This window comes from Parapedobacter sp. (assembly GCF_035556095.1).
Lineage (GTDB): Bacteria > Bacteroidota > Bacteroidia > Sphingobacteriales > Sphingobacteriaceae > Parapedobacter.
In genome coordinates, this window is sequence record NZ_DATMFT010000032.1 from 23154 (window position 1) to 47276 (window position 24123).

The 24123-nt window shown below is 52.8% G+C and carries 14 protein-coding genes; 7 read left to right on the forward strand and 7 right to left on the reverse strand.

The features are described 5' to 3' along the window. Positions 1–73 precede the first annotated feature (73 nt). The 7 genes from VNQ80_RS19540 (at position 74) to VNQ80_RS19570 (ending at position 8848) form a co-directional block, all read left to right on the forward strand. On the forward strand, positions 74–634 hold the full coding sequence (locus tag VNQ80_RS19540) for a 4Fe-4S binding protein (RefSeq protein ID WP_325641864.1): 561 nt from the start codon (positions 74–76) through the stop codon (positions 632–634). Then, on the forward strand, positions 635–1177 hold the full coding sequence (locus VNQ80_RS19545; RefSeq protein ID WP_325641866.1) for an NADH-quinone oxidoreductase subunit J: 543 nt from the start codon (positions 635–637) through the stop codon (positions 1175–1177). It abuts the gene before it with no gap. Then, on the forward strand, positions 1174–1479 hold the full coding sequence (gene nuoK / locus VNQ80_RS19550) for an NADH-quinone oxidoreductase subunit NuoK (RefSeq protein ID WP_325641868.1): 306 nt from the start codon (positions 1174–1176) through the stop codon (positions 1477–1479). The genes VNQ80_RS19545 and nuoK overlap by 4 nt, the downstream gene beginning before the upstream one ends. A 7-nt stretch (positions 1480–1486) precedes the next feature. Beyond that, entirely contained in the window at positions 1487–3535 is a 2049-nt protein-coding gene (locus VNQ80_RS19555) for an NADH-quinone oxidoreductase subunit L (protein WP_325641870.1), read from the forward strand. Then, positions 3532–5136: an NADH-quinone oxidoreductase subunit M gene (locus VNQ80_RS19560; RefSeq protein WP_325641872.1), complete on the forward strand. Its 1605-nt coding sequence runs from the start codon at positions 3532–3534 to the stop codon at positions 5134–5136. The genes VNQ80_RS19555 and VNQ80_RS19560 overlap by 4 nt, the downstream gene beginning before the upstream one ends. Before the next feature lie 15 nt (positions 5137–5151). Beyond that, the gene (locus VNQ80_RS19565) at positions 5152–6636 is read left to right on the forward strand and encodes an NADH-quinone oxidoreductase subunit N (protein ID WP_325641874.1); all 1485 of its coding nucleotides are present in this window, start codon (positions 5152–5154) and stop codon (positions 6634–6636) included. 358 nt (positions 6637–6994) lie between these two features. Then, entirely contained in the window at positions 6995–8848 is a 1854-nt protein-coding gene (locus VNQ80_RS19570; protein ID WP_325641876.1) for an SLC13 family permease, read from the forward strand. Positions 8849–8912: 64 nt separating this feature from the next. Here the strand turns inward: VNQ80_RS19570 and VNQ80_RS19575 are convergent, their stop codons facing one another. From VNQ80_RS19575 to VNQ80_RS19605, 7 genes are read right to left on the reverse strand one after another with little or no spacing between them, the layout of a single operon-like run. Then, positions 8913–11495, reverse strand: coding sequence for a glycoside hydrolase family 38 C-terminal domain-containing protein (locus tag VNQ80_RS19575; RefSeq protein ID WP_325641878.1), 2583 nt, complete (start codon positions 11493–11495; stop codon positions 8913–8915). Positions 11496–11546: 51 nt separating this feature from the next. Continuing rightward, the gene (locus VNQ80_RS19580) at positions 11547–13034 is read right to left on the reverse strand and encodes a sialate O-acetylesterase (protein ID WP_325641881.1); all 1488 of its coding nucleotides are present in this window, start codon (positions 13032–13034) and stop codon (positions 11547–11549) included. A gap of 34 nt (positions 13035–13068) precedes the next feature. Further along, a complete protein-coding gene (locus VNQ80_RS19585; RefSeq protein WP_325641883.1) occupies positions 13069–15336 on the reverse strand; it encodes a GH92 family glycosyl hydrolase in 2268 nt (755 codons plus the stop codon). A 21-nt stretch (positions 15337–15357) separates the two neighbouring features. Next, positions 15358–18462, reverse strand: a complete 3105-nt coding sequence (locus tag VNQ80_RS19590; protein ID WP_325641885.1) for a TonB-dependent receptor — start codon at positions 18460–18462, stop codon at positions 15358–15360. Between the two features lie 36 nt (positions 18463–18498). Next, complete coding sequence (locus VNQ80_RS19595; protein ID WP_325641887.1) at positions 18499–20241, reverse strand: RagB/SusD family nutrient uptake outer membrane protein; 1743 nt, start codon at positions 20239–20241, stop codon at positions 18499–18501. Between the two features lie 12 nt (positions 20242–20253). Then, positions 20254–23085 carry a SusC/RagA family TonB-linked outer membrane protein gene (locus VNQ80_RS19600; RefSeq protein WP_325641889.1) on the reverse strand — a complete coding sequence of 944 codons (2832 nt, stop codon included), beginning with the start codon at positions 23083–23085 and terminating at the stop codon, positions 20254–20256. 24 nt (positions 23086–23109) lie between these two features. Continuing rightward, positions 23110–24114, reverse strand: a complete 1005-nt coding sequence (locus tag VNQ80_RS19605) for a DUF4961 domain-containing protein (protein ID WP_325641891.1) — start codon at positions 24112–24114, stop codon at positions 23110–23112. Between the last annotated feature and the right edge of the window lie 9 nt (positions 24115–24123).

Sequence of the window (24123 nt, forward strand, 5' to 3'; positions counted from 1 at the left end):
GATTGAGACAACAGACATTAGACAACAGACATTAGACACTGTACAGAAATACTAAATACTTACGTACTAATAAATGTTTAAAATAACCATACATGCATTCGTCACCGCAGCAAAGGGACTGGCAGTAACCCTTGCGCACCTCTTCGGTGCGCGGCGGTCGCGCGGCACAAGGGATGTACGTAAGGCTGATTATTTTGACCAGCAGGGGGGCGTCACCACGGTGCAGTTCCCAAAAGAAAAAATGCCTATCCCCGAGGTAGCCCGTTACCAGCTGGATGTCGAAATCGACGACTGCATCGTCTGTGACCTTTGTGCCAAAGCCTGCCCGGTGGATTGCATTACCATCGAGTCGGTAAAGGCTACGGATGTCATCGGAAAAACATCCGATGGCAGCGTAAAACGCCTTTATGCCGCACAATTCGATATTGATATGGCCAAATGTATGTATTGTGGCTTATGCACGGTGGTGTGCCCCACGGAATGCATCACCATGACCGACCAATACGACAGGAGCATGACCAATTTGGCGGAGTTGACCTACTCCTTCGCCGATATGACAGCGGAAGAGGTCGAAGAAAAGAAACGGGAATGGACCAAGTTCCAAGCTGAAAAGGAGGCGGCAAAAAAGAAATAGATGCAAGCACTCGTATTCTACGCCTTTTCAATAATCGCCATCGGCTCGGCCGTTATCCTGGTCAGCATGCATAATCTGGCAAGAGCCTTGTTCCTGTTTTTTATTGTGCTTTTTTCCGTTGCTGGCCTGTACGTCTTCGCATTGGCCGATTTTGTGGCCATCACACAGATACTTATTTACGTAGGCGGGGTATTGGTGCTGATGCTCTTCGCGTTCATGTTGTCCAACAAAACATTGCTGGACCAGCTGCAAACCGGTACGGCGCACTTTTTTGCCTTACCGGTATGGCAGGCCATTTTGATTTCGGTCAGTTTCCTTGCCATCCTCGTGTACGCATCGTTACAACTGGGGGCGCAACAGCCCGCTTGGATCGCGGTTGCCCAACGAGAGGGTACCACCATCGCACCGGCCGACAGTACCATCCAGCATATCGGCATCCAACTGATGACGCGCTACCTTTTGCCTTTCGAAGTGATTTCCGTATTGCTCATGATGGCGTTGGTCGGCGCGGCTCATCTTACCCGGAAGGAGGATAGGCCATGATTACGCTTACCCATTTCCTTGTTGTTGGGGCATGCCTTTTTTCCATCGGCCTGTATGCCGTTATGGCACGCCGCAATGCGATTATGGTATTGGTGGGCATCGAGCTGATGATCAACGCGGCTATCCTCAACCTCGTCGCTTTCGGGCGCTATGATGCTGAACGGTACGGCGGCCAGGCCTTCGCGCTTTTTGCCATCGTGCTGGCTGCCGCTGGCGTCGCCGTAGCCCTTGCCATCATACTAAATGTATATAAGCACTATAAAACCATCAATCCCGAAGATATCAACCAATTAAAAGATTAGGCTACCCTTGACGCTACCGACAACGACATATCCACTCCTGGCCGCACTTGCGACGGTTTTGCTGCCGTTCATTGGCTTCCTGTTGTCGGCCATAGCCGGTAGAAGGGCCAAAAGTGGGGCTATTTCCATTACGGCGATTGCGCTGAGCGTCGTTACCGCGGGTTATGCCTTTGCCAACGTGTGGGGCGGGGACCCCATCCACGCCCAATGGCGGTGGTTCATTATCGGTGAGCAGGCCTTCCACGTGGGCGTGCTTTTGGATAATATCGCCGTACTGATGTTGCTGTTAGTCGCCGTCGTGGCCCTTCCCGTACATATTTATTCGGTGGCTTACATGAAGGACGATCCGGGCATCCACCGGTATTGGACCTACCTCAGCCTCTTCTGTGCGGCGATGTTCGGATTGGTCATCGCTGACAACCTGCTGCTGCTCTATATGTGTTGGGAGCTCGTGGGCTTTGCGTCCTACCTGCTTATCGGTTTCTGGTTTACCAAGGATGCCGCGGTGCAGGCCAACAAACGCGCATTTATTATCAACCGTATCGGAGATATCGGTTTCCTTATCGGTTTCGCCATCCTGTACAGCGGCTTCGGTACGCTCGACATCAACACCCTTTTCGGGCCGCAAGGGATTTTTGCAACCCCTGCGGGTGCAGATACGCCGGGCATCGTGGCACAAAGCGAGCTGCCCGCCGGTTGGCTTACGGTGGCCGGACTGGCTTTTTTCCTCGGTGCCATGGCCAAGTCGGCCCAGTTTCCGCTGCATGTGTGGCTACCTGCGGCGATGGAAGGCCCAACTTCGGTATCCTCACTCATCCACGCGGCTACGATGGTCGCCGCAGGTGTGTTCCTGCTGGCACGCATCTTTCCGGTGTTTGACGACACCGTTTTATTGGTCATCGCCACCACAGGTACGGTAACCGCCTTGGTTGCTGCTTATTTCGCGCTTACCCAATTCGACATCAAGAAAATATTGGCCTTTTCAACTGTGTCGCAACTGGGCTTCATGATGGTCGGCATCGGCATTGGCCTATATCCCATCGCACTGTTCCATTTAGCCACGCATGCGTTTTTCAAATGTTTGCTGTTTCTCTGCGCGGGCGCCATCATCCATGAGATGCAGCACCTCAACGATAAGCACCGGCTTGGCATCGACCCGCAAGACATCCGCAACATGGGTGGCCTGCGCCGGTATATGCCCGTCACCTTTGCAACCATGCTGATTGCTTCGCTTGCGTTGGTGGGCTTCCCGCTTACTTCGGGGTACCTTTCCAAGGATGCCCTGTTGGTCCATGCCTTCGAATGGGCAGCATTGCATCAGGGCGCAGCCCACATCATACCGTATGTATTGGCTTTCGTGAGCGTGCTCACCAGCTTTTACATCTTTCGCCTGCTGGCGAAGGTGTTTTTCGGTACTGCCGCCACGCCGGCGTTGGCCAACGGCCAGGCCAAACTGCACGATCCCTCTGCATGGATGGTTGGGCCGATGTTGTTTTTGGCCGCCTGTTCGCTCTTCCCGCTGTTCACCCTGCATCCGCTGAATGACGGGCACGTGTGGCTGTTGCAGGGAATCGCAGTGTCGAAACCGTGGCCATCGCTCCCCTTACTACACATCGTCATTCCCGTAGGAGCAGCATTCGCTACGCTGGCGGTTGCCGTGTGGGTATGGCGTTGGTACGTGGGAGGGAAATACACCGCGAAGACGGATGGCCCGCTTTATCGGCTGTCGTTCCACCAGGGGTACTTGGATGGCTTGTACGACCGGTTCGTGGTTGGTACTGTCCTGCGGTTTGCTGGTGTGCTGCGTTGGCTAGACACCTATATTGTGGATGGCCTCGTGCATGGATTGACCGCATTGGGGCGTAGCCTCGCATCCGCCGCCGGATGGGTGGATCAGCGTATCGTGGATGGTCTGGTCCGGCTCATCGGCAAATTGGCCTGGGGGGTGGGCAACGTGGTACGGCGCACACAGACCGGCCGCCTGCAAGGCTATTTCGCTAGCCTCTTTTTAGTTATTTTGGTGATTTTGCTATATCATATTATCGTGCAAGCATGAACCCGCATCTATTAACCATACTTATTTTCTTGCCGCTCGTCGCCGCCACAGTGATGTTCGTTGTTCCTGCCGGCAAGCGGAATGCCTATAAATACATCGCACTCGCCACCGGCGTATTGCAGTTGGTATTGAGCGGCGGCATGTATTACCTGTTCCACCCCAAGGGCGCGGGCATCTCCCAAGAACGCCTATACCAATTCGTGGACCATATCCCCTGGATACGGCTCGACATGGGTAACTTAGGTCGCTTGGAAATCGATTATTTCATCGGGGTGGATGGCCTTTCCATGCCGTTGCTCTTCCTATCTGCCTTAGTGATGGTCATTGCAATCGGTGCCTCATGGAATGTGCAGAAAAGCGCGAAGGGCTACTTTGTGCTGCTGATGATCCTCGATATGGCGGTGATGGGGGTATTCTCGGCGCTCGACTTCTTCCTCTTCTACATCTTTTATGAATTGATGCTGCTGCCGCTGTATTTCCTTATCGGCATATGGGGCGGTGCCCGGCGGGAATATGCGGCTATCAAGTTCTTCCTATACACGCTGTTCGGCTCGGTGTTCATGCTGCTCATCATCGTAGGGCTGTATTTTTCGGTGACCAACCCCGAAACGGGTGCGCACACCTTCAACATGCTCCACATGATGGACCCGGCCAATTACGTGCCCGGATCATTCTTCTCCGCCTTGGCCAACCAGGAGTTGTTCGGCATCCCGGCGCGGCTGCTTGGGTTCATCGTGCTGTTCGTTGCCTTCGCCATCAAGGTGCCCATCGTACCGCTGCATACCTGGCTGCCCGACGCACACGTGGAAGCGCCCACCCCGATTTCCATCATTTTGGCAGGCATCCTGCTAAAGGTGGGGGGCTATGGCATCTTACGCATCTGCTTTAGCATATTCCCCGATGCGGCGATGCAATCCGCCTGGTGGCTCGGCCTGATCGGCGTAGTGTCCATCATCTACGGCGCACTCGTTGCCCTGGCACAGCGCGACCTGAAGCGCATGATTGCTTATTCATCGGTATCGCACATGGGGTTTGTACTGCTGGGTGTAGCCTCATTCACCACAGAAGGTACGGCAGGTGCGCTATTCCAGATGATCAGCCACGGGTTCCTGTCGGCCGCCCTGTTTTTCCTCGTGGGCATGCTTTACGACCGGGTGCATGACCGCGGTATCTACCATTTCCGTGGATTGGCCACGCTGATGCCACGCTATACGGTATTTGTCGCGATCGCCTTTTTCGCATCGCTGGGCTTGCCCGGGTTTTCGGCATTCATCGGCGAGGTGTTCGTCATCATCGGTGCGTTCAATGCGGAAAGCGTAAACGGTTTGCTTCCCCGATGGATGGCCATCGCCGGCTCCGTGGGTATCCTGCTCAGCGCGGCATATTTCCTTTGGACGCTGCAACGGATGTTTTTCGGCCAACCGCGCCTCAAAGGTGGCACGGCGTGGTCTGAAGCATTGACCGACGCATCGCCACGTGAAACGGTGATTATGGTGCCCATGCTGGTGCTTGCGCTGGCGCTGGGTATATACCCTGCCCTTGCATTGGACAAAATCAACGCTTCGGTGTTGGCGCTTGTAGAGTTGATAGTTTATAATTGATAGTTGATAGTTAACGTGACCGAACTTCTACCCGATATAAGCGAAAGACTGGACCACATCGTCAGCGGATTACCCGCGCTGGCCCCTGAGCTGGTGCTGATTGCAGCATTCGTGGTGAGCATCCTCACCGGATTGTTTGTCGACCGGCTGTGGCGCCACGGCTCATTTTCCGTTACGATAACCGGAATAGTCATTTCCGCATTGGCCAGTGGATTCTTAATGGGCACACCGAGTGCCGAGGGGTTATTATTTGGCATGGTATCAACCGATATGTTCGGGCAGTACATGCGCATACTGATCTCTGGGGTTTGTTTACTATTTGCCTTGTTCGTAAATACCAGCCCCGATTTCAGGACACATAGCAAAAAAACCGCCGACCTCTACAGCATCTTGCTAGCCACCCATATTGGCCTCAACCTGATGGCACTTGCTACCCATTGGCTGATGACATTCATTGCCATCGAAATGGTCTCGATCGGCTCTTACCTCATGGTGGGGTATCTCGCGAAAGATTCTCGGCAGACCGAAGCCGCAATGAAGTACGTACTATTCGGGGCCGTATGCTCTGCCGTGATGCTGTACGGGATGTCGCTCTTATATGGCTTTACCGGCAATCTCGATTATACATCGGCCCAGCATATCGAGGGCCTTAACGCGATGCCTCCGTTGCTGGTTACCATCGCCCTCTTATTTGTATTCACGGGCATCGGGTTCAAGCTCACCTTCGTGCCTTTCCACTTCTGGACGCCCGATGTATACCAAGGGGCACCCACGCCGGTGACTGGATTCCTTTCTACCGCTCCGAAAATCGCGGGGATTGCCTTGCTGGCTAACATCCTGTGTGCATGGCCTGCGGATAGTCTTCCTTATCGGAACCTGCAACTCATGCTGGTAGCCACAGCCGCAGTGACGATGCTATGGGGCAATCTGGCGGCACTACGCCAGACCGATGTGAAGCGGATGATGGCCTATTCCTCCATCGGCCACACCGGGTTCCTGATTATGGCTGTGCTGGCTTATTCGTCGCAAGATTATACGGCACTGTTATTTTACCTGGTGGTTTATGCCCTGATGAATATGGGGGTATTCATGATTACCGGCTACATCGAGTCGCGTACTGGAGCGATAGATGTAAAACAGTACGGCGGCTTAGGTAAAACAATGCCTTTGGCGCTGGTGTGTTTTACCCTGCTGATGATATCGCTTACGGGCATCCCTCCTACTTCGGGCTTCGTAGCCAAGCTACTCGTATTCACCGCGGTATTCCATAGTTGGCAGGCTACCGGTGATATCGGAATGGTTTTGCTATTGATTGTGGGTGCACTCACGACCGTTGTGTCCCTGTTCTATTATTTCAAAATACCATTGCACGCCTTTTTAAAGTCGGCGGAGAGCGAGTCGGAAGTGAAACCGCTGCGCCATTCCATCCTGTGGGTGGCGGTGCTGCTTACCGTTGCGGTATGGTTGCTCGGGGTGTTCCCGGATTTATTGGTGGGGTAAGCGTTGGTAGACTCTTATATTCTAGGTCTGCTTTTTGGATTCCTTTTGTCATGGAAGGACGAAAGCACCCTAACGACCAGCGTCCTTTCATTAATGATGAAATAAAGCGAGTATCGTAATAGCTTTTGATTTAAAAGCTGCTTTGATCGCATCCAGAAGATCCGTATTCACATTTTCAGCGGAACTTAAGTGAAACGTCGTATACATTTTCCTTATTAATTACAAACTTACATTTATATGCAAGTAGATGTCTTTCGAGACACGTTTTGTGAAACCATGGTGTGTTGACAGATTTTTAATGGCGTTCGTTTTGAACAGATTACAATTAGTATTAATCTTGTGCGGGGAAACACGCATTATGATTATCACGTTGGTCGCTTTGGGTATATCTGTCGTCTTTTTTGTCAGCGGAAAAGTGCGCGCAGACCTCGTTGCACTCTGCGCATTGGCCTCCCTCATGCTATTCAACATCCTGACTCCCGAGGAGGCGCTGTCGGGTTTCTCCAATCCCATCGTCGTCATGATGATCGGGCTTTTTGTGGTCGGCGGCGGGATCATCCAGACTGGCCTGGCCAATATGGTGAGCAACAAAATCATGAATGTTGCCGGCACCAACCCGTTTTGGATTTATCTATTACTGATGCTGACCACCTCGGCAATCGGCGGTTTCGTGAGTAATACGGGCACCATCGCACTGATGCTACCCATCGTGGTTAGCCTCGCTGCCGCCACCCAAGTCAACCCCAGCCGACTGCTCATGCCCCTTGCGTTCGCCAGCAGTATGGGCGGCATGCTGACGCTGATCGGTACGCCCCCCAACTTGGTTATCAGCAATGAATTGGACAAGGCGGGATATGGTGCCTTATCTTTCTTCGCTTTCACGCCATTGGGTCTCATTGTCATCGCCATCGGAATCGTGGCGCTATGGCCACTGAGTCGCCTGTTGCTTTCGAACAAACCAAAGGGCGATGGCAAGAAAAACAACAGACGCTCGTTAAAAGATCTTGTAGAAGCATACCAGCTCGCCAATAACCTCTACCGGGTAAAAGTACAGGGGAAATCAGATGTCGTCAACAAACAGTTACGTGAATTGAAGGCCGCCGCTCATTACCGAATCACTATTCTCGGCATCACCAGAGCCGTAAGGCGCAAGCGGTTATTTGCCAAGCCCATCATCCAGAAGCTGGTATCGCCGGATACGATAATAAACGAGACCGATATCCTCTATCTATCGGGTGATCCCGAAAACATCCGGCAATTTGTTGAACACCACCAGCTTTCATGGGCAGATGGGAAAGATGGTGACCTCGGGAGGCCCTACACCGGCGAGCTGCTGTTTGACGAAATCGGCATTGCGGAGGTTGTCGTGCTTTCCAACGCCAAGCTGGTCAACAAACTCGTAAGACATTCCGCCCTACGCGAGAACTACCACATCAATATCCTGGGCATCCACCGCAATCGACGTTATGTGGTAACCGATCTTAAGGACCAACGGATCCTTGCCGGAGATGCGTTATTGGTGCAGGGACGGTGGGAAGACATTGCCCGGTTGGATGAAGAGACCGTTGATCTTGTTGTCTTGGGCCAGCCCCTCTCCGAAGCATCCAACGTAACGATCGACCATAAAGCGCCGTTAGCTGCCCTTATTATGCTGGGCATGGTATTGGCCATGGCGTTCAATATCTTCCCAGCAGTAACTGCGGTTATGCTGGCGGCTATCCTGATTGTGCTTACTGGGTGTCTCCGGAATATCGAAGCGGCCTACCAGACCATTAACTGGGAAAGCATCCTGCTGATTGGTGCGATGCTTCCCATGTCGCTCGCCCTTGAAAAAACCGGTGTCTCCGCGCGTATCGCGACCGCACTGGTGGACACATTGGGTGGTCTCGGCCCCACCTACTTGCTTGGCGGCATCTACTTAGCCACCTCGGCCCTCACGCTATTCATCAACAATACGGCAACGGCCGTGCTGTTCGCGCCAATAGCCATCCAATCGGCCACAACCATCGATGTGAGCCCATATCCGTTTCTCTTTGCGGTGACGGTGGCGGCAAGTATGTGTTTTGCCAGTCCATTTTCTACGCCGCCCAATGCGTTGGTTATGTCGGCCGGGCGGTATGCCTTTATGGATTACATTAAAGTAGGACTACCGTTGCAATTACTTTTCGCCTTGGTCATGGTGTTTTTATTGCCCTTGCTTTTCCCTTTCTGACGGGCTTTTACGAATAACGCTATCATCTTTGCTGCACCGCGTAACTTTGGCTCGGTAAAGCCACTTATTCTATCTTGGCATTGCTGAGTTTGAGGGTCCGGATACCGAAGCGGGGAATACTAGCCGTAAGGACAACACCCCGCCCATCCGTGTGCGATTGAGCAACCTCGGCCGTTTCGCCGTTCAGCTCCACCCATTCAACCGCTTCCGATTTCCCGCCAAAAATGATTTGCTTGTCGCCAGCCACGCTTTGCGCATTGAACAGCCGGATGTACAGATCTTCGTCTTTCATCTCCATGGATACCAGCTCGTAGGCATTATCCTGGATGGAAAGGTATGATCGTTGCGGAGCGACACCGGCCCCTCCCGCTACCAACGTCGCCACGAGGGGCTCATTTGCCCGTTCACCCGCGGTCCAAATCCGGTCGTCATCCCATTGACCGGCATGCGGGAGCAGACTGTACGAAATATCGGTTGGCCCGGTAATGGCATAATCCCTGCCCCACAGGCCTTTCCCCGAGTATTGCAGGGTCAGCGCCAACGGGTGGTCACTGCCGTGCACGTAACTGGTCGTATGATCGGTAAACAGGGCGAGGCTGTTGTCCTGGCTGTTGCTGCCGAGGTCCACCCAGTTCAGCAAAATGTTATGCTTGATTTCATCCCACCGATTGAAATGGGTGTTTTCCAATTGGCTTTTGCTCACATCAAAGGGTGCATTCTTGTAGATTTGCTGATCGTTGATGGCCGCGGGAAAACAAACCAACAGCTTATAGCGATCGTCATAGAATGCTTTCCGTGGATTTTCGGCACTGAAAGGAATACCAGTTTCGCCGATGGCGGGGTTGCTTTGCCAATCGATTGATACACCCATGTCGATTTTTTCGTCGTTATACCGAAGCTTGATGGTCTGGGTAAAGGGGTGTTCACCGATAAAACCATCGATTGCCACGTGCAGCAATAGCGGACCGTTTTCCACTACGCGTACTTCCGCAGGTTGTTCGGCACTGGATATAAACCTTTCCTCCTCACCGAAGTAACCCCTGAGTTCGTTGAAATGCCAAGGGCTGGCAGTGTCGACATACGCTTTGTTGTTGAGCTTCTTGGCGATCAGACTTTCGATGACACCACCTTTATTGGGGTCAATGGCCAGCCGATACAGATCGCTCTCAAGTACATATTTACCGTTTTCCCGACGGAACAATAACTCACTTTCAGCGGCCATTTCCTTCTCCTGGATGGTGTAAGTGGAATAGCCGAAAGATGGCACGTTTGCCCCGAACAACATCCAGGTGCTTCCGTCTTCTTTTATAAATTGGGTGGGATATGCCTTACCCTGCTGGTCGACCACCTCCCACGTGCGGCGGCTCCAGTTGGAGGGCACCTCCACCCGTGCCACTTCATTCCGGTCGACCGCCAACGTGTTGAACAACCTGACGGCGTTGTTTTGCCCGCGCTCCCCCTTTAAGGCGTTCAACGAGCGGTCGACGACCACGCGGCTGTTCTGGTAGGTTACACCGGTCCACTCCGTCACGTGTTGCGCCCACGTACGCCCGCTATGGAGGTTGTTATACGGTACAATCCAGCAATCGTGGTGCTGTGAAAGCAGCAGTTTAATCCACCCCTCATCGATCAGGCCCTCGGGCCACCGCATGTTGCCGGTCAAGGTGGCAAACGCAGCCATTTTCTCGGCCTGAACGATATCGTTCTCCGCCTGCCGCACTTCCTGCGCCAGGGTATTCATCACTTCACTGCCCCACATCAGGCTGGTCAACACGTCTTCCTGGCTAAAATGCCAATCTTCATCGGGGGTGCCGATGGAATAATTGGCGATATAGTCGCGCCAAGTGGTGTACCGTGTAGGCGTATAAAACTTCGTGGTATCCTGCCCCAGCCACGGCCCTTTTGCCCATCCGTGGCTCCAGGCCGCATCCTGAATGGTCATCCCTACGGGATGCGCTATTCCGGCATCGAGCGCCTTCCGGATGTAATCGTTGCTATTATACCACGCAATACTCTGCCAAGTGGATCCGGGTTGGAAATCTTCGATAGCATACCGGGGCACCGTCGTGATGGCGGTGCCGTCCGGCCCGATCCAATTAACCAGTTCTCCACCATACGCCCTGGTGTAACCGCCCCACATGGTATTCGGGCTTTTAGTAGACGCGTATTTAAAACCAAATGATTTCAGAATATACGGCAGCGAGCTGGTAAAGCAAGGCTCCTCGGCCGAGTAGGTGGTAAACACCGCCGACGGGAAGTGCTTTCGCAACAGTTCGATGCCATACGAAAACTGGCGGATGTTACTCTCCCCCGAAGTGGCGAAAAGGTAACTCTGTGCATACGTGGGGTTTACATACTCGATCCGCCCCGTGCTGGCCGATTGGTCTTCAAACATTTTTTTAAAGGCCTCATATGCGGCTGGATCGCGCAACTTCACCGCATCCCACGTCTCTGGCTCCACTTCCATGTTGACGCGCCAGTCGGAGTACCGCTGCAGCATTTTGTTTATAAAATCGGTTTGTCCCATGGGATAGTGCCCATAAACACCCCCATGGTAGCCGTCGATAAAGTAAGCCTCTTGGGCAACCACTGCACAAGGAACTCCTACCAAGCAAAAAAGGAGCGCCGCAAACAATTGTTTCTTCATTTATTTCGTTCTATCATTCAATATTCCAATTCTCCATAACACCCCGGTTCATCAATCATTCCGTTCTTCCGCCCATGCATCGGTTCGGAAAGGAAGCGCCGGAAACCCTTCCTTGTTCTCCAGATTGGTAATGGGGTAATTAAAGAAGGCGTACCTCACGGAAACGATGTGGTTTACCCGATCGCTTTCCACCACGATGCGGTCGCCGTCGAGTTTCGCTTCCGCCGGATGGAACACCCGGTCATCCCCCGCCACATAGAAAAACCGAGGTTGTTCACCGTCGTTGGTGCGGAGGCCACTCCCCAACGTTTCCGGCTCAAAATACACATATGCCCTGTTCCCCTCAAACCGTACATCATCCACAACCGGGCCTCGGTAAACGACCTCCAATCGGTTATATGTGCGATTAAGGGCCACCGCGGCCAACCGTTCGCCAACCGGCTTTTTACGCTTCGGATGCAGGTCTTTCGCTTCCCCCACATCCATCGTACTCACCATATAAGTGTTGTTGAGCTCGGCTACTTTTTCCTGTGCTTCTCTGAAATAAGCGTCAAACGCCAGTTCCGGATTTTCATGGTCGTGGAAATACGGTGCTATTTGCACGTAATAGAATGGCAATTGGCCCTGCGAAAAGTCTCTCCGCCAACTGTTGATCAACGTCTGGGTTGCGCGCACGTACGATTCCCTTTCCAAATGGTTTGCCTCGCCTTGGTACCAGATAAATCCCCTGATGGACAAATTAATGAGCGGATGAACCATGGCATTATATAGAAGGTAGGGCCGCATTACCTTTTCAAAAGAGAAACCACCGTCTACCGGTTGCTTCGACTTGGGGTCGGCCAAATAGGGCTGTAAATAGGCTTTATGGAGCATCGCATCATTTGCCAGATCTTTTTTTGGAATATAGGCTTGGACACTGGATGCACCGATCCCGGTAAAAATCAAACCAATGGGGATATCCAGACTATCGGATAGCTTTTTACCGAACGAATAACCGACGGCACTGAAATCTTTAGCGATTTCAGGTGAACAGACCTGCCAGCTGCCGTGAAAATTTTCCAACGGCGTTTCGCTAAAATTCAACCCGACGTTCAACAACCTGATGTGCGGCTGATCGGCTGTTGAAAGAACTGCTTCGGCATCAACCATCTCACGGACAGGGAACTGCATGTTGGATTGCCCACTGCAAATCCAAACGTCACCGATCAACAGGTTGTTCAGTTCCACTTGCTCATCGCCGGCAACCACTCGTATCTGATGGGCCGTGAATTTACTTTTTTCCGCTTGTGGCACCGGAATGAGCCCCATAAAACCGCCATCACGGTCTGCTTGGATGGTTGTCGACGAGCCGGTCCAGTCGGCATCGATGACCACTTGCTGACCGGGTGCGGCCTTACCCCACACCTTAAACGGCTTATTCTGTTGGATAACCATGTTACTCTGTAAGGCGTCCGCCAACCGTAAACTATCCGTTAACGCAGCAAAACCGACTGCCGGAAACGAAAATGCACAACAAATGAAAACCTTTAATATGTTCATAACGATTTCACTTATGCGGTTGGTATTACCTTCATTAACGTTCCATACTTGTTAAAGAAAACGGCCGATCTTCTTGGCGTGTTCCTCTTTCTTTATTGGGTTGATTACCCATTTGGAATTTCAACACGCCGCCCTGCAAGATATCCTGAGAGTCGATCCAATTTTTCTTCAAAGGCACACCATTCAGGCTCGCCGACTGGATATACACGTTTTCTGTGCTGTTGTCTTGTGCCTCAATGATAAATTGCGCGCCATTTTCCAAGGTAATAGTCGCCTTGCAGAACACCGGACTTCCGATGTTATACTGCGTAGTCCCCGGGCAAACACTGTATATCCCCAAAGCGCTGAGCACATACCACGACGACATCCCGCCTTGGTCCTCATCGCCCGGAAAGCCCTTGGGCGTTGCATTATATAATTTTTGCATAATCGTACGGACACGGTGTTGGGTTTTCCAGGGCTGTCCGGCATAATTGTAGGCATAGGCTACGTGCTGAACGGGCTGATTGCCATGTGCGTATTGCCCCATGCCGGCCAATACCATCTCGGTCATTTCATGGATCTCCCTGCCGTAGGTACCCACCTTAAATTCCGAATGCATCGTAAAAAACGAGTCTAACTTGCTTACAAAAGCTTGCTCCCCGCCCATGAGGTTAGCCAGGCCGTCGAGGTCGTGGAAAACCGACCACGAATACTGCCACGAATTGGCTTCGGTAAACGGGCCTCCCCATTCAATGGGGTCAAAGTTTGGCATCCATTGGCCATCTTCGGTGCGCCCGCGCATAAACCCGACCTCCGGATCCCATACGTAGCGGTAATTGTACATCTGCCGTTCGAAGATGGAGGCGTAGTTTTCGTTGCCGGTTGCCTTGGCTAGCGTATAACCGCAAAAATCATTGTACGCGTATTCAAGGGTTTTGGCCGTGGTTTCATGGATGTCGCCATAAGGAATGAAGCCTCTGATAAAGTAGCTTTCCCAACCTTGGCGCCCGTTGGAGCCACCGAAGAATCCGGCGTTGGTCGCCTCATGCAGGTAGGCCTCAAGTGCTTTTTCGGGGTCGAAACCGCGAACGCCTTTCACCCACGCATCGGTGAGCAAAGAGATGGCGTGATTGCCGATCATGACGCCCGACATGCCCGGATTTGACCAGGTAGGCAACCATCCAGATTGGTCATACGCGTCCAGGAGCGACTGCATATATCGGCCCTGCATTTCGCGGTGCAGGATGTTGTTGAGCGGAAACTGCGCTCGGAAGGTATCCCAAAATCCATTATCGGTATACATATAGCCGCTGTGGATTTTTCCGTCATAGGGGCTGAAATAGATGGGTTCGCCGGCTTCATCAAGTTCATAGAACTTGCGGGAAAACAGGTTGGCACGGAACAGGCACGAGTAAAATGTGGCTTTGTCTTCTTCAGAGCCACCCTCTACGATAATACGTCCCAGTTGCTTGTTCCAAACTGCCGCACCCGCAGCTTTGGTTGCCTCCAGGTTTTTGTGGCTGCCCAATTCACGCTGCCAATTGAGCTCAGCCTGTTCCGGACTGATATACGATGATGCAAGCTTCACCTGCACGGTAGCACCGGGTTTGAACGCCAGGTAAGCACCCACCTTCTCGCCGGCAATCATGGTTTGGCCGGCGGTGGGTTCGGGTTGATCTACCGACCATGTGCCATGCGCGGTAAAGGGCTGGTCAAATTCCAATACAAAGAAGTTCTTGAAGTTTTCGGGAATGAAAAGCCCATTCCGCACGTAACCGATAATACGACGCTGGTCGGGTAGAATGGTAATGGATGCCTCTTTTAGGAAGCCGTCAAACACGAGGTAAGCATCTTGCCGCTTGGGAAAGGAAAACCGCATGTGCGCACCACGCTCCACGGGTGCGATTTCTGTCTGTATGCCATTGTCGAACTTTACGCGGTAATAGTGGGGCTTTCCCTCTTCGTTGTCGTGGCTGAACGTGCTGGCCCGGTCGTCTTCGTGTACCTGCAAGGTGCCGGTTACCGGCATGAGTGAAAAGACGGCATAGTCATTCATCCATGGGCTACACTGGTGTACCTGCTGGAATCCGCGGATGGTCGTATCGGTATACTTGTATTTCCAGCCGTCTCCATTTTTACCAGTCTGCGCCGAGAAAAAGTGTTGGGCGAAGGGCATACCGGTGGTTGGGTAGGTGTTGCCGTAGGAGAGTTGCGGATTGGAATAGGTACCTTGCAGGGTATTCACATAGCGTACCAAATCGGGCTGTTTCGCCTGAACGGATTGAAGTAGTGCCGCGAAGATGATGAATGTAATTCTCATAATAGTCGTTGTTTGTTATCGCTAAAATCCAATCTGAACCCCCAAATTAACCACGCGTTGGTTGAAGTAAGCGTCACCCGCGGAGTTGCTTGATATTTCAGGGTCCTGCTGGTATTTGTTGTAATTGGTCCAGGTAAACAAGTTATACGCGCTTAGGTACAACCGCAGGTTGTTTAACCCCAGCGGAAGGCGGTTGCTTGGAAACTGATACCCCATATCAACGGTCTTCAGCCGGAGGTACTGTGCATCGATAAGCCAGAAATCAGACATATACGCGCGGGCACTGTTTACGGTTGTCGGGTTGCGCGACAACCGCGGGAATAACGCATCGCTGGCATTCTCGGGCGTCCAGCGCTGCTGGTGGATCGGTTGGAACTGGCTCTGGAAGGCTTCGATCCCCGTACCGATAACGCTGAAACTGTAGTTGAATGACCCCTGGAACAGGACGTTCAAACTGAACCCCCGGTAGTTGGCACCCAGCGTAAGGCCGAGTACGGAGCTCGGTAGGTTAGGTTTCCCGATAGCGCCCATATCACGTTCGTCGATGAACCCGTCTTCATTGAGGTCGCGGTACTTCAGGTCGCCCGGCTGGATACCCCCTTCGCCCGATGCGTCCAGCCCGTAAAGGGGTATGGCCGGGCGTTGCCCCGCCGGAGCAACGCCGTCGCCGGTATAAATTGTGGCCACATCGGCCTCGGTGTAAAACCCGTCAAATGTATAGCCAAACGGTTGGTTTATCGCCCTGCCGGTACGTGCAAGCCATGGGAATGCGGGCAATGCCTCGTCCTGGAACAGGATTTTGTTTTTGAAAATTTGAAATACCAGGTTACTGCTGAGTGATAGTTCACCCACCTGCCCGCGGTAGCCAAGCATGCCGTCTATGCCACGGTTGATGGTCCGCGCGACGTTGGTAGGCGCAAAGCCGATGCCGAGGATCGACGGTATGGACCCCCGATAGGTGAGCTGATCAAATCGGGTGTTGTAAAAATAGTCAACCGTGAGACTGAACTTCTGGCGAAACAAATTGATTTCCAATCCGATGTTTCGTTTTATTTCCTTTTCCCACGTTACGGAAGCATTGCCCAGTTCGCCTTCTGCAATGGTGCCTACATCGCCGCCATTATCACCGAACACATAGCCACCGGATGAATTATAAACCTGGTTATAGAGGTAGCGCCCGCCGCTGGTAATGTCGGAGCCCACCAGCCCGAAAGAACCCCTGACTTTCAATAGTTCGATCCACGAGACGTTGTCTTTGATAAAGCGCTCCTCGGACGCCACCCATCCCAGCCCAATGGCCGGAAACCAGCCATAGCGGTTAGCTTCATCGAAGCGGTCGGTGCCGTTGTAGGCGGTATTGATATCGATGAGGTACTTGTTTTTGTAATAGTACCCTACTTTGACCGATGTGCCCCGGAAGTTGGCCGGCACGTCGGCACCGGACGATACGCTCTGCTGGTTAAAGAGCAGCAGGGAGCTGATTTGATGGTCGCCAAACGTGCGGTCGTAGTTCATAAAGCCCTGAAGGTTCAGGTTGCGGTAATACTGGTTCGTATTGCCCGTCACCGCATATGGCGCCAGCACGTATTTTCCGCGGGGGTCCACGAGGTAACTGTCCATGTGGCTATCGTAATGATAAGACGGCGGCAGATCCTCCCGGAAGAGATTCCGCGCGTATTCCTCAACGCCCCCATAGGCAACGCGGGCCGTCAGTGATAGCCCTTTAGTGAGGAAATGCAGTTGCTGAGTGGCTTGCAGCAGGGCATTGTAATCCGTGCGCTTGGTACGGCTGTACCCTCCGTTGGCCAAACGCGCATTGAGCGTTGGTAGCGCATCGGGGTTAAAGTCAGAATAGGCATAAGCATAACTGCCATTCGGATTCATAAAGGGTGCGGAAAATGGTGTGATTTTACTGAAATCATAGATTTCGCCCACCGCATTAAGCGATTGGGGCTGATTGATATCGGCAAACCGTGTGCTGAGGTCAAACCGCAGTTGCAGCGTCTCGGTGGCTTTCAGGTCGAGGTTGGACCTGAAGTTGTAACGCCTGAAAAAGTAATTGGTATTCACTTCATTGTAGGGGTCTTCGAAATGGCGGACAAGGCCGCCCTGGGTGAGTGCACCGCCGGACACGAAGTAACGCAAAGCGTCGGAGCCTCCCGAAAAATCGATGTTCGAATTGGTCTGGGTAGCCATAGTTTTGAAAATCGCCTCATACCAATTTACATCGGGATGCCCGTAGGGATCCGCTCCGCTACGGAATAGCTCCAGATCGAGGTCGGTGAATTTCGGCGGCTGGCCGTCGTTGGTATATGCCTCATTAATCAATACAGCGGCATCATGCGAGTTAAGGAATTTCGGTTGGCGGACAGGGCTTTGCAGTCCGGTTTCCACCCGGAGATTTACCTGTGGCCGGCCGTCGCTGCCACGGCGGGTAGTGACAACGAGTACGCCGTTTGCACCTTTGATCCCGTAAATGGCGGTAGTCGACGCGTCCTTGAGAATGGAGATATTCTCGATTTCGTTGACGTTGATTTGTTGCAACTGATCGTATGAATATTCAATATCGTCTACGATAATGAGCGGCCTGTTGCCTTCGTTATTCAACGAGCTCACTCCACGGATAAAAAAGTCGGATGCGTCGCGACCGGGTTGCCCCGAACGTTGTTGGGCCACAAAGCCGGGCATCCGGCCCATCAGCGTGTTTTGAACGTTGGCCGTGGGGACATTGCGGATTTCCGATCCCGAAACCGAGCTGACCGCACCGGTATTGGTGATTTTCTTTTTGGTGCCGAAACCAACGACGACAACTTCGTCCAGCCCTTGGTTGGACGTCTGCAACGTCACGTCGATATGTTCCCTGCCGGCAACGTCCACCTCACTCTCTGCAAACCCCAAGAGGCGCACAACGATGGTATTGCTGCTGCCGGTGAGTACCAATCGGAAGCGCCCGTTTGCGTCGGAAGCGGTACTATTTTTTTCTACGCCCTTTTCGTGGATGGTGGCGCCTGACAGCACGCCACCCAAGTCGCGGACGGTTCCGGAGACTATACGCTGTTGGGCGAAAAGGCCTTGATGGAAGAACACGGTTGCTACCAAAAGCAAGGCAAATCGTATATTGTTCATGTCTTTTAAACTTATGCCGTTAACACTGATTATTCGTTAGTTCCATCCGGGATTTTGCTGCAGCTGGCTGTTTTTCAGCACTTCGCTGTCCGGTATCGGATACAGGTACATATTGGTTTCGAATCGCGGCTCAAACACCGGCACCCGGCTGTGGGTCAACAGGCCGCCGGTTTGAACAATTTGCATACCATGCAAGGGCTCATTCATCACCTCTTCGGCGATCTTCCATCGCCTGATATCCCAATACCGGTGCTCTTCAAAGGCCAGCTCCAACCGCCGCTCATTGCGGACGAAGTCGCGGAGCTGGTCCTGTGATGGATTGGCGGGGATACCATAGTTGCCGTCCTCGCCGGGCAGGATGCCAGCTCGCTCCCGTAAGGATTTGAGGTAGTCGACCAGCTCCTGGCTTGGCCCTTCGGCTTCATTTTTAGCTTCCACATAGTTCAGGATGACCTCCGTATACCGGAAGAGGATATAGTCGCGCTGTACGTCACTGTACTGCGATGCTTCCTCAAAATGCCCCATAAACTTGCGGAGGTAATAGCCTGTGCGGGTTTGCATGGCTGTACCACCCGGCTTATTGCGGCCTCCCTCAAACATTTCCAGGTTATTGCCAAGCCATCTCGCACCGTTGTACAGTATCGTGCGTGCAAGACGTGGATCACGGTTGGCGTACGGGTTATTCGGGTTATAGTCGTCGGAGGTTGCCGTGGGTTCACCGTCGTTCATCGGAAACGCGTCAACCAGTTCCTGCGTGGGACTGGTACGGCCTTCGCCGCCGATTTGGGTGCCGAACCCGTAAGGGCCGTTGGCATTTTCTACGTTGCGGTTATTTCCCCATTGTTTAAAGAACAGCATTTCCTGATTATACTGACTGACAAACAGGTCAGTAACATCGTTTGCCAATCCGTAGGTTCCCAGATCAATGATGGCTTCGGAAGCAGCTGCGGCGCGTACCCACCGTTGCACGTCAAATGACGTATAACCGGTGAGCGGATTACCTTCATCGATATTGCCCCCGTTGAACAGCGGACTCGCTGCATACAACAGCGCACGCGCTTTAAGAGCCATCGCCGAGCCTTTGGTTACCCGGTGGCTGTTGCGCGAAGCGCTGGGTACGGGATACGATAGTAGGCTATCCTGAATGGCATCCATCTCCGATACGATGTATTCGATGCACGATTCAAACGAATGACGTGGCAGCTCGACATTGTCGCCCAGCTCCAATACGTGGTCGCCCATCAGCGTGATGCCACCGTACCGCTTGACCAGCTCAAAATAGGCCAACGCCCGTAGGAAGCGGGCTTCAGCTTTCCAGGTACGCTTAACGGTCAAGCCGGCCGGAAGGGGATCGAATTTACTGTCATTAATCGGTACCACATCGATGTTGTTGATAAAAATACTGGCAGCCCGTATATTGCGGTAACAGATGCCCCAGATCATATCGGAGTCTACGCGGTCATAGGCATTGTATTGCCCTCGGCCCAAACGGCTCACATCGGTTTCTTCGATATTGGAGGGGATGGCGTCGTCGCTGGCTGCATCAAGCAAATTGCCGCCAACACGGTTGATGTTGACATCCCGCGGGAACATGTCCGCATACATCGAATTTAGGAACCGGCCGGCATTCGTGCCCAGTGAATCGAGCGGATCGAATACATATTCGATGGTTACATTTTCTAGTGGCGCAGCCTCATAGTCCTTTTGACAGGCTGACACCAATAGGAAACCCATCCCGATCAGGACAGCGGCGGTGGTATGTCGAGAAAAATTTTTCATAACGTCGTTAGCTTATAATTTGATATTCACACCGAGATTGATCACCCGTTGCAAGGGGTATGCGCCGATAGCGACCTCCGGGTCCTGGCCTTTGTAAGCGGACCATGTAGCCACGTTAATCGCATTGGCAAACAGACGGAGCCCTTGCAACCGAAGCTGTTCTGCCCACTGTGTTGGAAAGTCATAGGCGACCTGCACATTTTTCAGCCGCAGGTAATCGCCCGGCCTGATCCAAAAGGACGATTCGGCGTAGTTGTGGGAATTGCCGATGGTCAGCCGGGGATACGCCGCTGTCGCGGCAGTTTCGGGTGTCCAACGGTCCAGTATCGGTGTATAAGCCTGCTCATAGCCGCCGAATCCAAGGAACCCACCGTGGACGGCACGGTCTCCGATGTAAATTTCCCGGTTCTCAACGCCCTGCAGGAGCGCACTTACATGCAGACCGCGGTAGTTGGCACCCAAGGTAAGGCCGTAGTATACACGTGGCTTGGCATTGGAAATCAGTGTGCGGTCAAATTGGTTGATGATGCCATCGTCATTGAGGTCGCGGTAGCGGATATCGCCTGGCATAGCGTCATAGCCGATGGTAGATGCGCCGGCTTCCACTTCTTCGGCTGTCTGGAACATCCCTTCAGCAATATACCCAAAGCGTACACCCAATGGCAAGCCGGTGAGCTGCATCCAGGGATAACGCTGCTGTTGTTCGTCAAAGAACGTGACAGTGGACTGCTCCAGCGTAACATTACCCGAAACGAAGTAACCGAAATTGTCTTGCTGCCTGCGGTGCGTCAGTTGCAGTTCCATGCCTTTTTGCGTATTCCGGCCAATGTTTTCAAACGGGTAGGAAATGCCGATCATTTCGATGCTCTTCCCGCGACTTTGCAGGAGGTCGAAATAACGGTCGTAGTAGACATCGGCAACCAGTTCGAGTTTGTGGTCAAAAAACTGAGCATCCAGACCGACATTCATCTTATGCGCGCCTTCCCATGTACGCACATTGGGCAGGAAAGGGTTTTCCCAATAGCCACGAAGTTCGGAGCGCGATATGCCAGCACTGTAAACGCCACTACCGATGCGCCCGTCAGTAGCCCGGAAGGTGGCCCGATAGTCATAATAACCGGAGTTATCCACACCGTTGCCCGTTTTGCCATACGTGGCGCGGAGCTTCAACCCGTCAATCCACGAAACATCTTTAATAAAGGCTTCTTCGCTGATGTTCCAACCCAAGCCGAATGCATAAAATAATCCATATTGATATCCCGGCCGGTACCGGTTAAATCCGCTGGTATTGACCGCACCCTGCACCAGGTACCGCTTGTCGTAATCGTATGCGAGCTGGCCGGTCACGTTGGTGGCCACGGCCGGCAGATCGTAATTGAACAATGTGCGCCGCTGGTCGGCCATCAAACTGCCGGTCAGGTGATGTTTTTGCCAGGTACGTGTATAATCCACACCAAACTGGCCGAACCAGTAACGTGCATTGAATACTGTATTGAAGTTGTTGCCCTGCGCCATCGCACTCCGCACGGCGGTATAGGTCGTGTCTCCCGATGGCGTAAAGGTCATCCGGTAGGTCGGCTCACGCCGCTCGCGGACGATACCTGTCAGCGATTGTACAGCGATGTTGGTGACCGCCCGGAATGACAACCCTTTGACCCAATGGTCAGCGTCATACCGCAGGTTCACATTGGCCATCACATCTTTCATGTTATCGCGGCGATAGCCCGAATGGGTGGTCAATGCCAGCAGATTGTCCTGAAAATAGCTGGTTGAGGCCCATGTACCGTTGGCGTTCCTCACCGGGTAAGTACCGTTGGGTGTTTTTTTCAAGGTTTCCAACAGACTATTCATGCCGATACCCGGCTCGTTGCCGTCTTGTATGCGGCCCATGATCTGGAGGCCGAGACTGAGGTGATCGGTCACATTGATATTGACATTCGTATTGAGAATATAGCGTTTCAGCGACGCGTTGGTATTGTAGGGAACATCGCTGGCCTCGTTAAACAACCCTTGTTGGTCCGTGTAGTTCAACGCAATGGCATACTGCGCGGTTTTGCCGCCACCACTGGCGCCGAGATTATAGCGCATCAACGGTGCCGTGTTGCGGAGCACGAGATCATACCAGTCTGTATCGGGGTAGCCGAACGGGTCGTCGCCGGTGCGGAAGCGATCAAACTCATGCGCTTCGTATGCTGGCTGGTTGTCGGTATTGGTGAGGGCCTCATTCAAAAGATAGGCATACTGATACGATGGCAGGGGCGTGGGTAAACTCAGCGGCTCCTGAAGACCGGCCTGTGCATTGAATGTAATCGTAGTACGGCCTATTTGCGGCTTTTTGGTGGTGATGAGCACGACACCCCTGGAGCTTCGCTGCCCCAGTGCCAGCGTGGAGAGGGCATCTTTCAGTACCGTAATCGATTCGATATTTTCCGGATCGATCGAAAAAAGATCGCGCTGAATGCCGTCGACCATCACAATGGGTGCTTGTCCCCGAAGGGAAAAACTGTATTCGGAATTTTCGCTAGGCGCTCCGGCACCCGCGATGGCCCTATTGCCTATAAAGATGTCTACGTTGTAGTTCACGGCTGTATTGGTTTGCCTGAAGCCGCTGTATTGCTGCATGTAGAGGCCCGGAAGTCTCCCGGGCAAAGCCGGCAGATACCCCGAAGCAGGCGTGCTGGTGAGTTGATCGGACAAAAGGGTGGTTTTTGCACCGACGTAGGTTTTCAGTGGCACTTGATGGTAAAGTACATCGAGTGTGTCCTGAGCGTAGCTGCCCAACGGGTTTGCTATCAAGCAGGTGGCCCAGGTACCGATGGTTAGGATATATCTTTTTAATTGCATGGTATTAACTGCTAAATTCAGACCTCATTCACAGTGGAATGTATAAACGAAAGGTTCCTCGGTGTTGGCATAACCTACCCTGATCTGCCCATCGGCGTCGGTAAAGTGGTAAGTTAGCCGTTCGATAACGTCACCGGGTGCCAACCCAAAGAATTGCCGTGGCCAAAGGCTGATTTCATAGCGCCCTTTGGCACCTGAAACAGCGTTTAGCTTATATCCTTCGGAAGTACCGCAGCGGTTAATTTCCCTACCGTCGGTGAGCACAGCATTGGCACAGAGGAAAATATCCTCGCCTAGGGGGCCAGGCAGGATATCACGATCGAACGTGATGGTGAGGATATCGTTGTCAGTAGAGCGGTACGGGTCGATAACCGTTTGCGGCGGGTTGCAGAAATCCAACAGGTCGCCGTCGCCATCGGTCACATCGAAACAGTCGGTGAATTGTGTTTTATACAGCGCTCCCGCCCCACCGAGAAAATCGTTAAGTCCGTCCTCGCTGGAGGCGATGAAATAGCCGAACTTGAACTTCATGTTCTGCGGCCCACTTTTGATGGATATGTGGGCGGTGATTTCGGGTCTATTCCCGTTTCGAATGGTATATTGTTCGCGTGTCCAGAACACAATCCATTCCATATCGTCGACCAGGTTGGGTCCGATACCGAACTTATTCATGAGTGCGGCCGACCACGCCAGCGTATTTCCCGAATTGGGTGCCCGGACATTGGCCGGTATCGGAACCAGATCGCCATCGCCGAAATTGGAGGTATAGCGCATCTCGGTGTTTTCTGCTGCCCGCCAGCTCCGGGGCACCAGCACACCGATAACAAACCGTACGTTCGTGCGGTCTTCGGCTGCTTGGATGTATGCACGTAGGGTAGTGTTGACCGTTTCTCCAGCACGTACGGAAGCGGGTTGTTCCACGCCTTCCAGGTATACGCACCGAACGACAACGAGCAGCACGACGGCCACCATCAGGCCCTTGGCCAGCAGGCTGCCTGCTTTTATCCGTTTATTTTTTAAGTTTATCATGATTTCGTG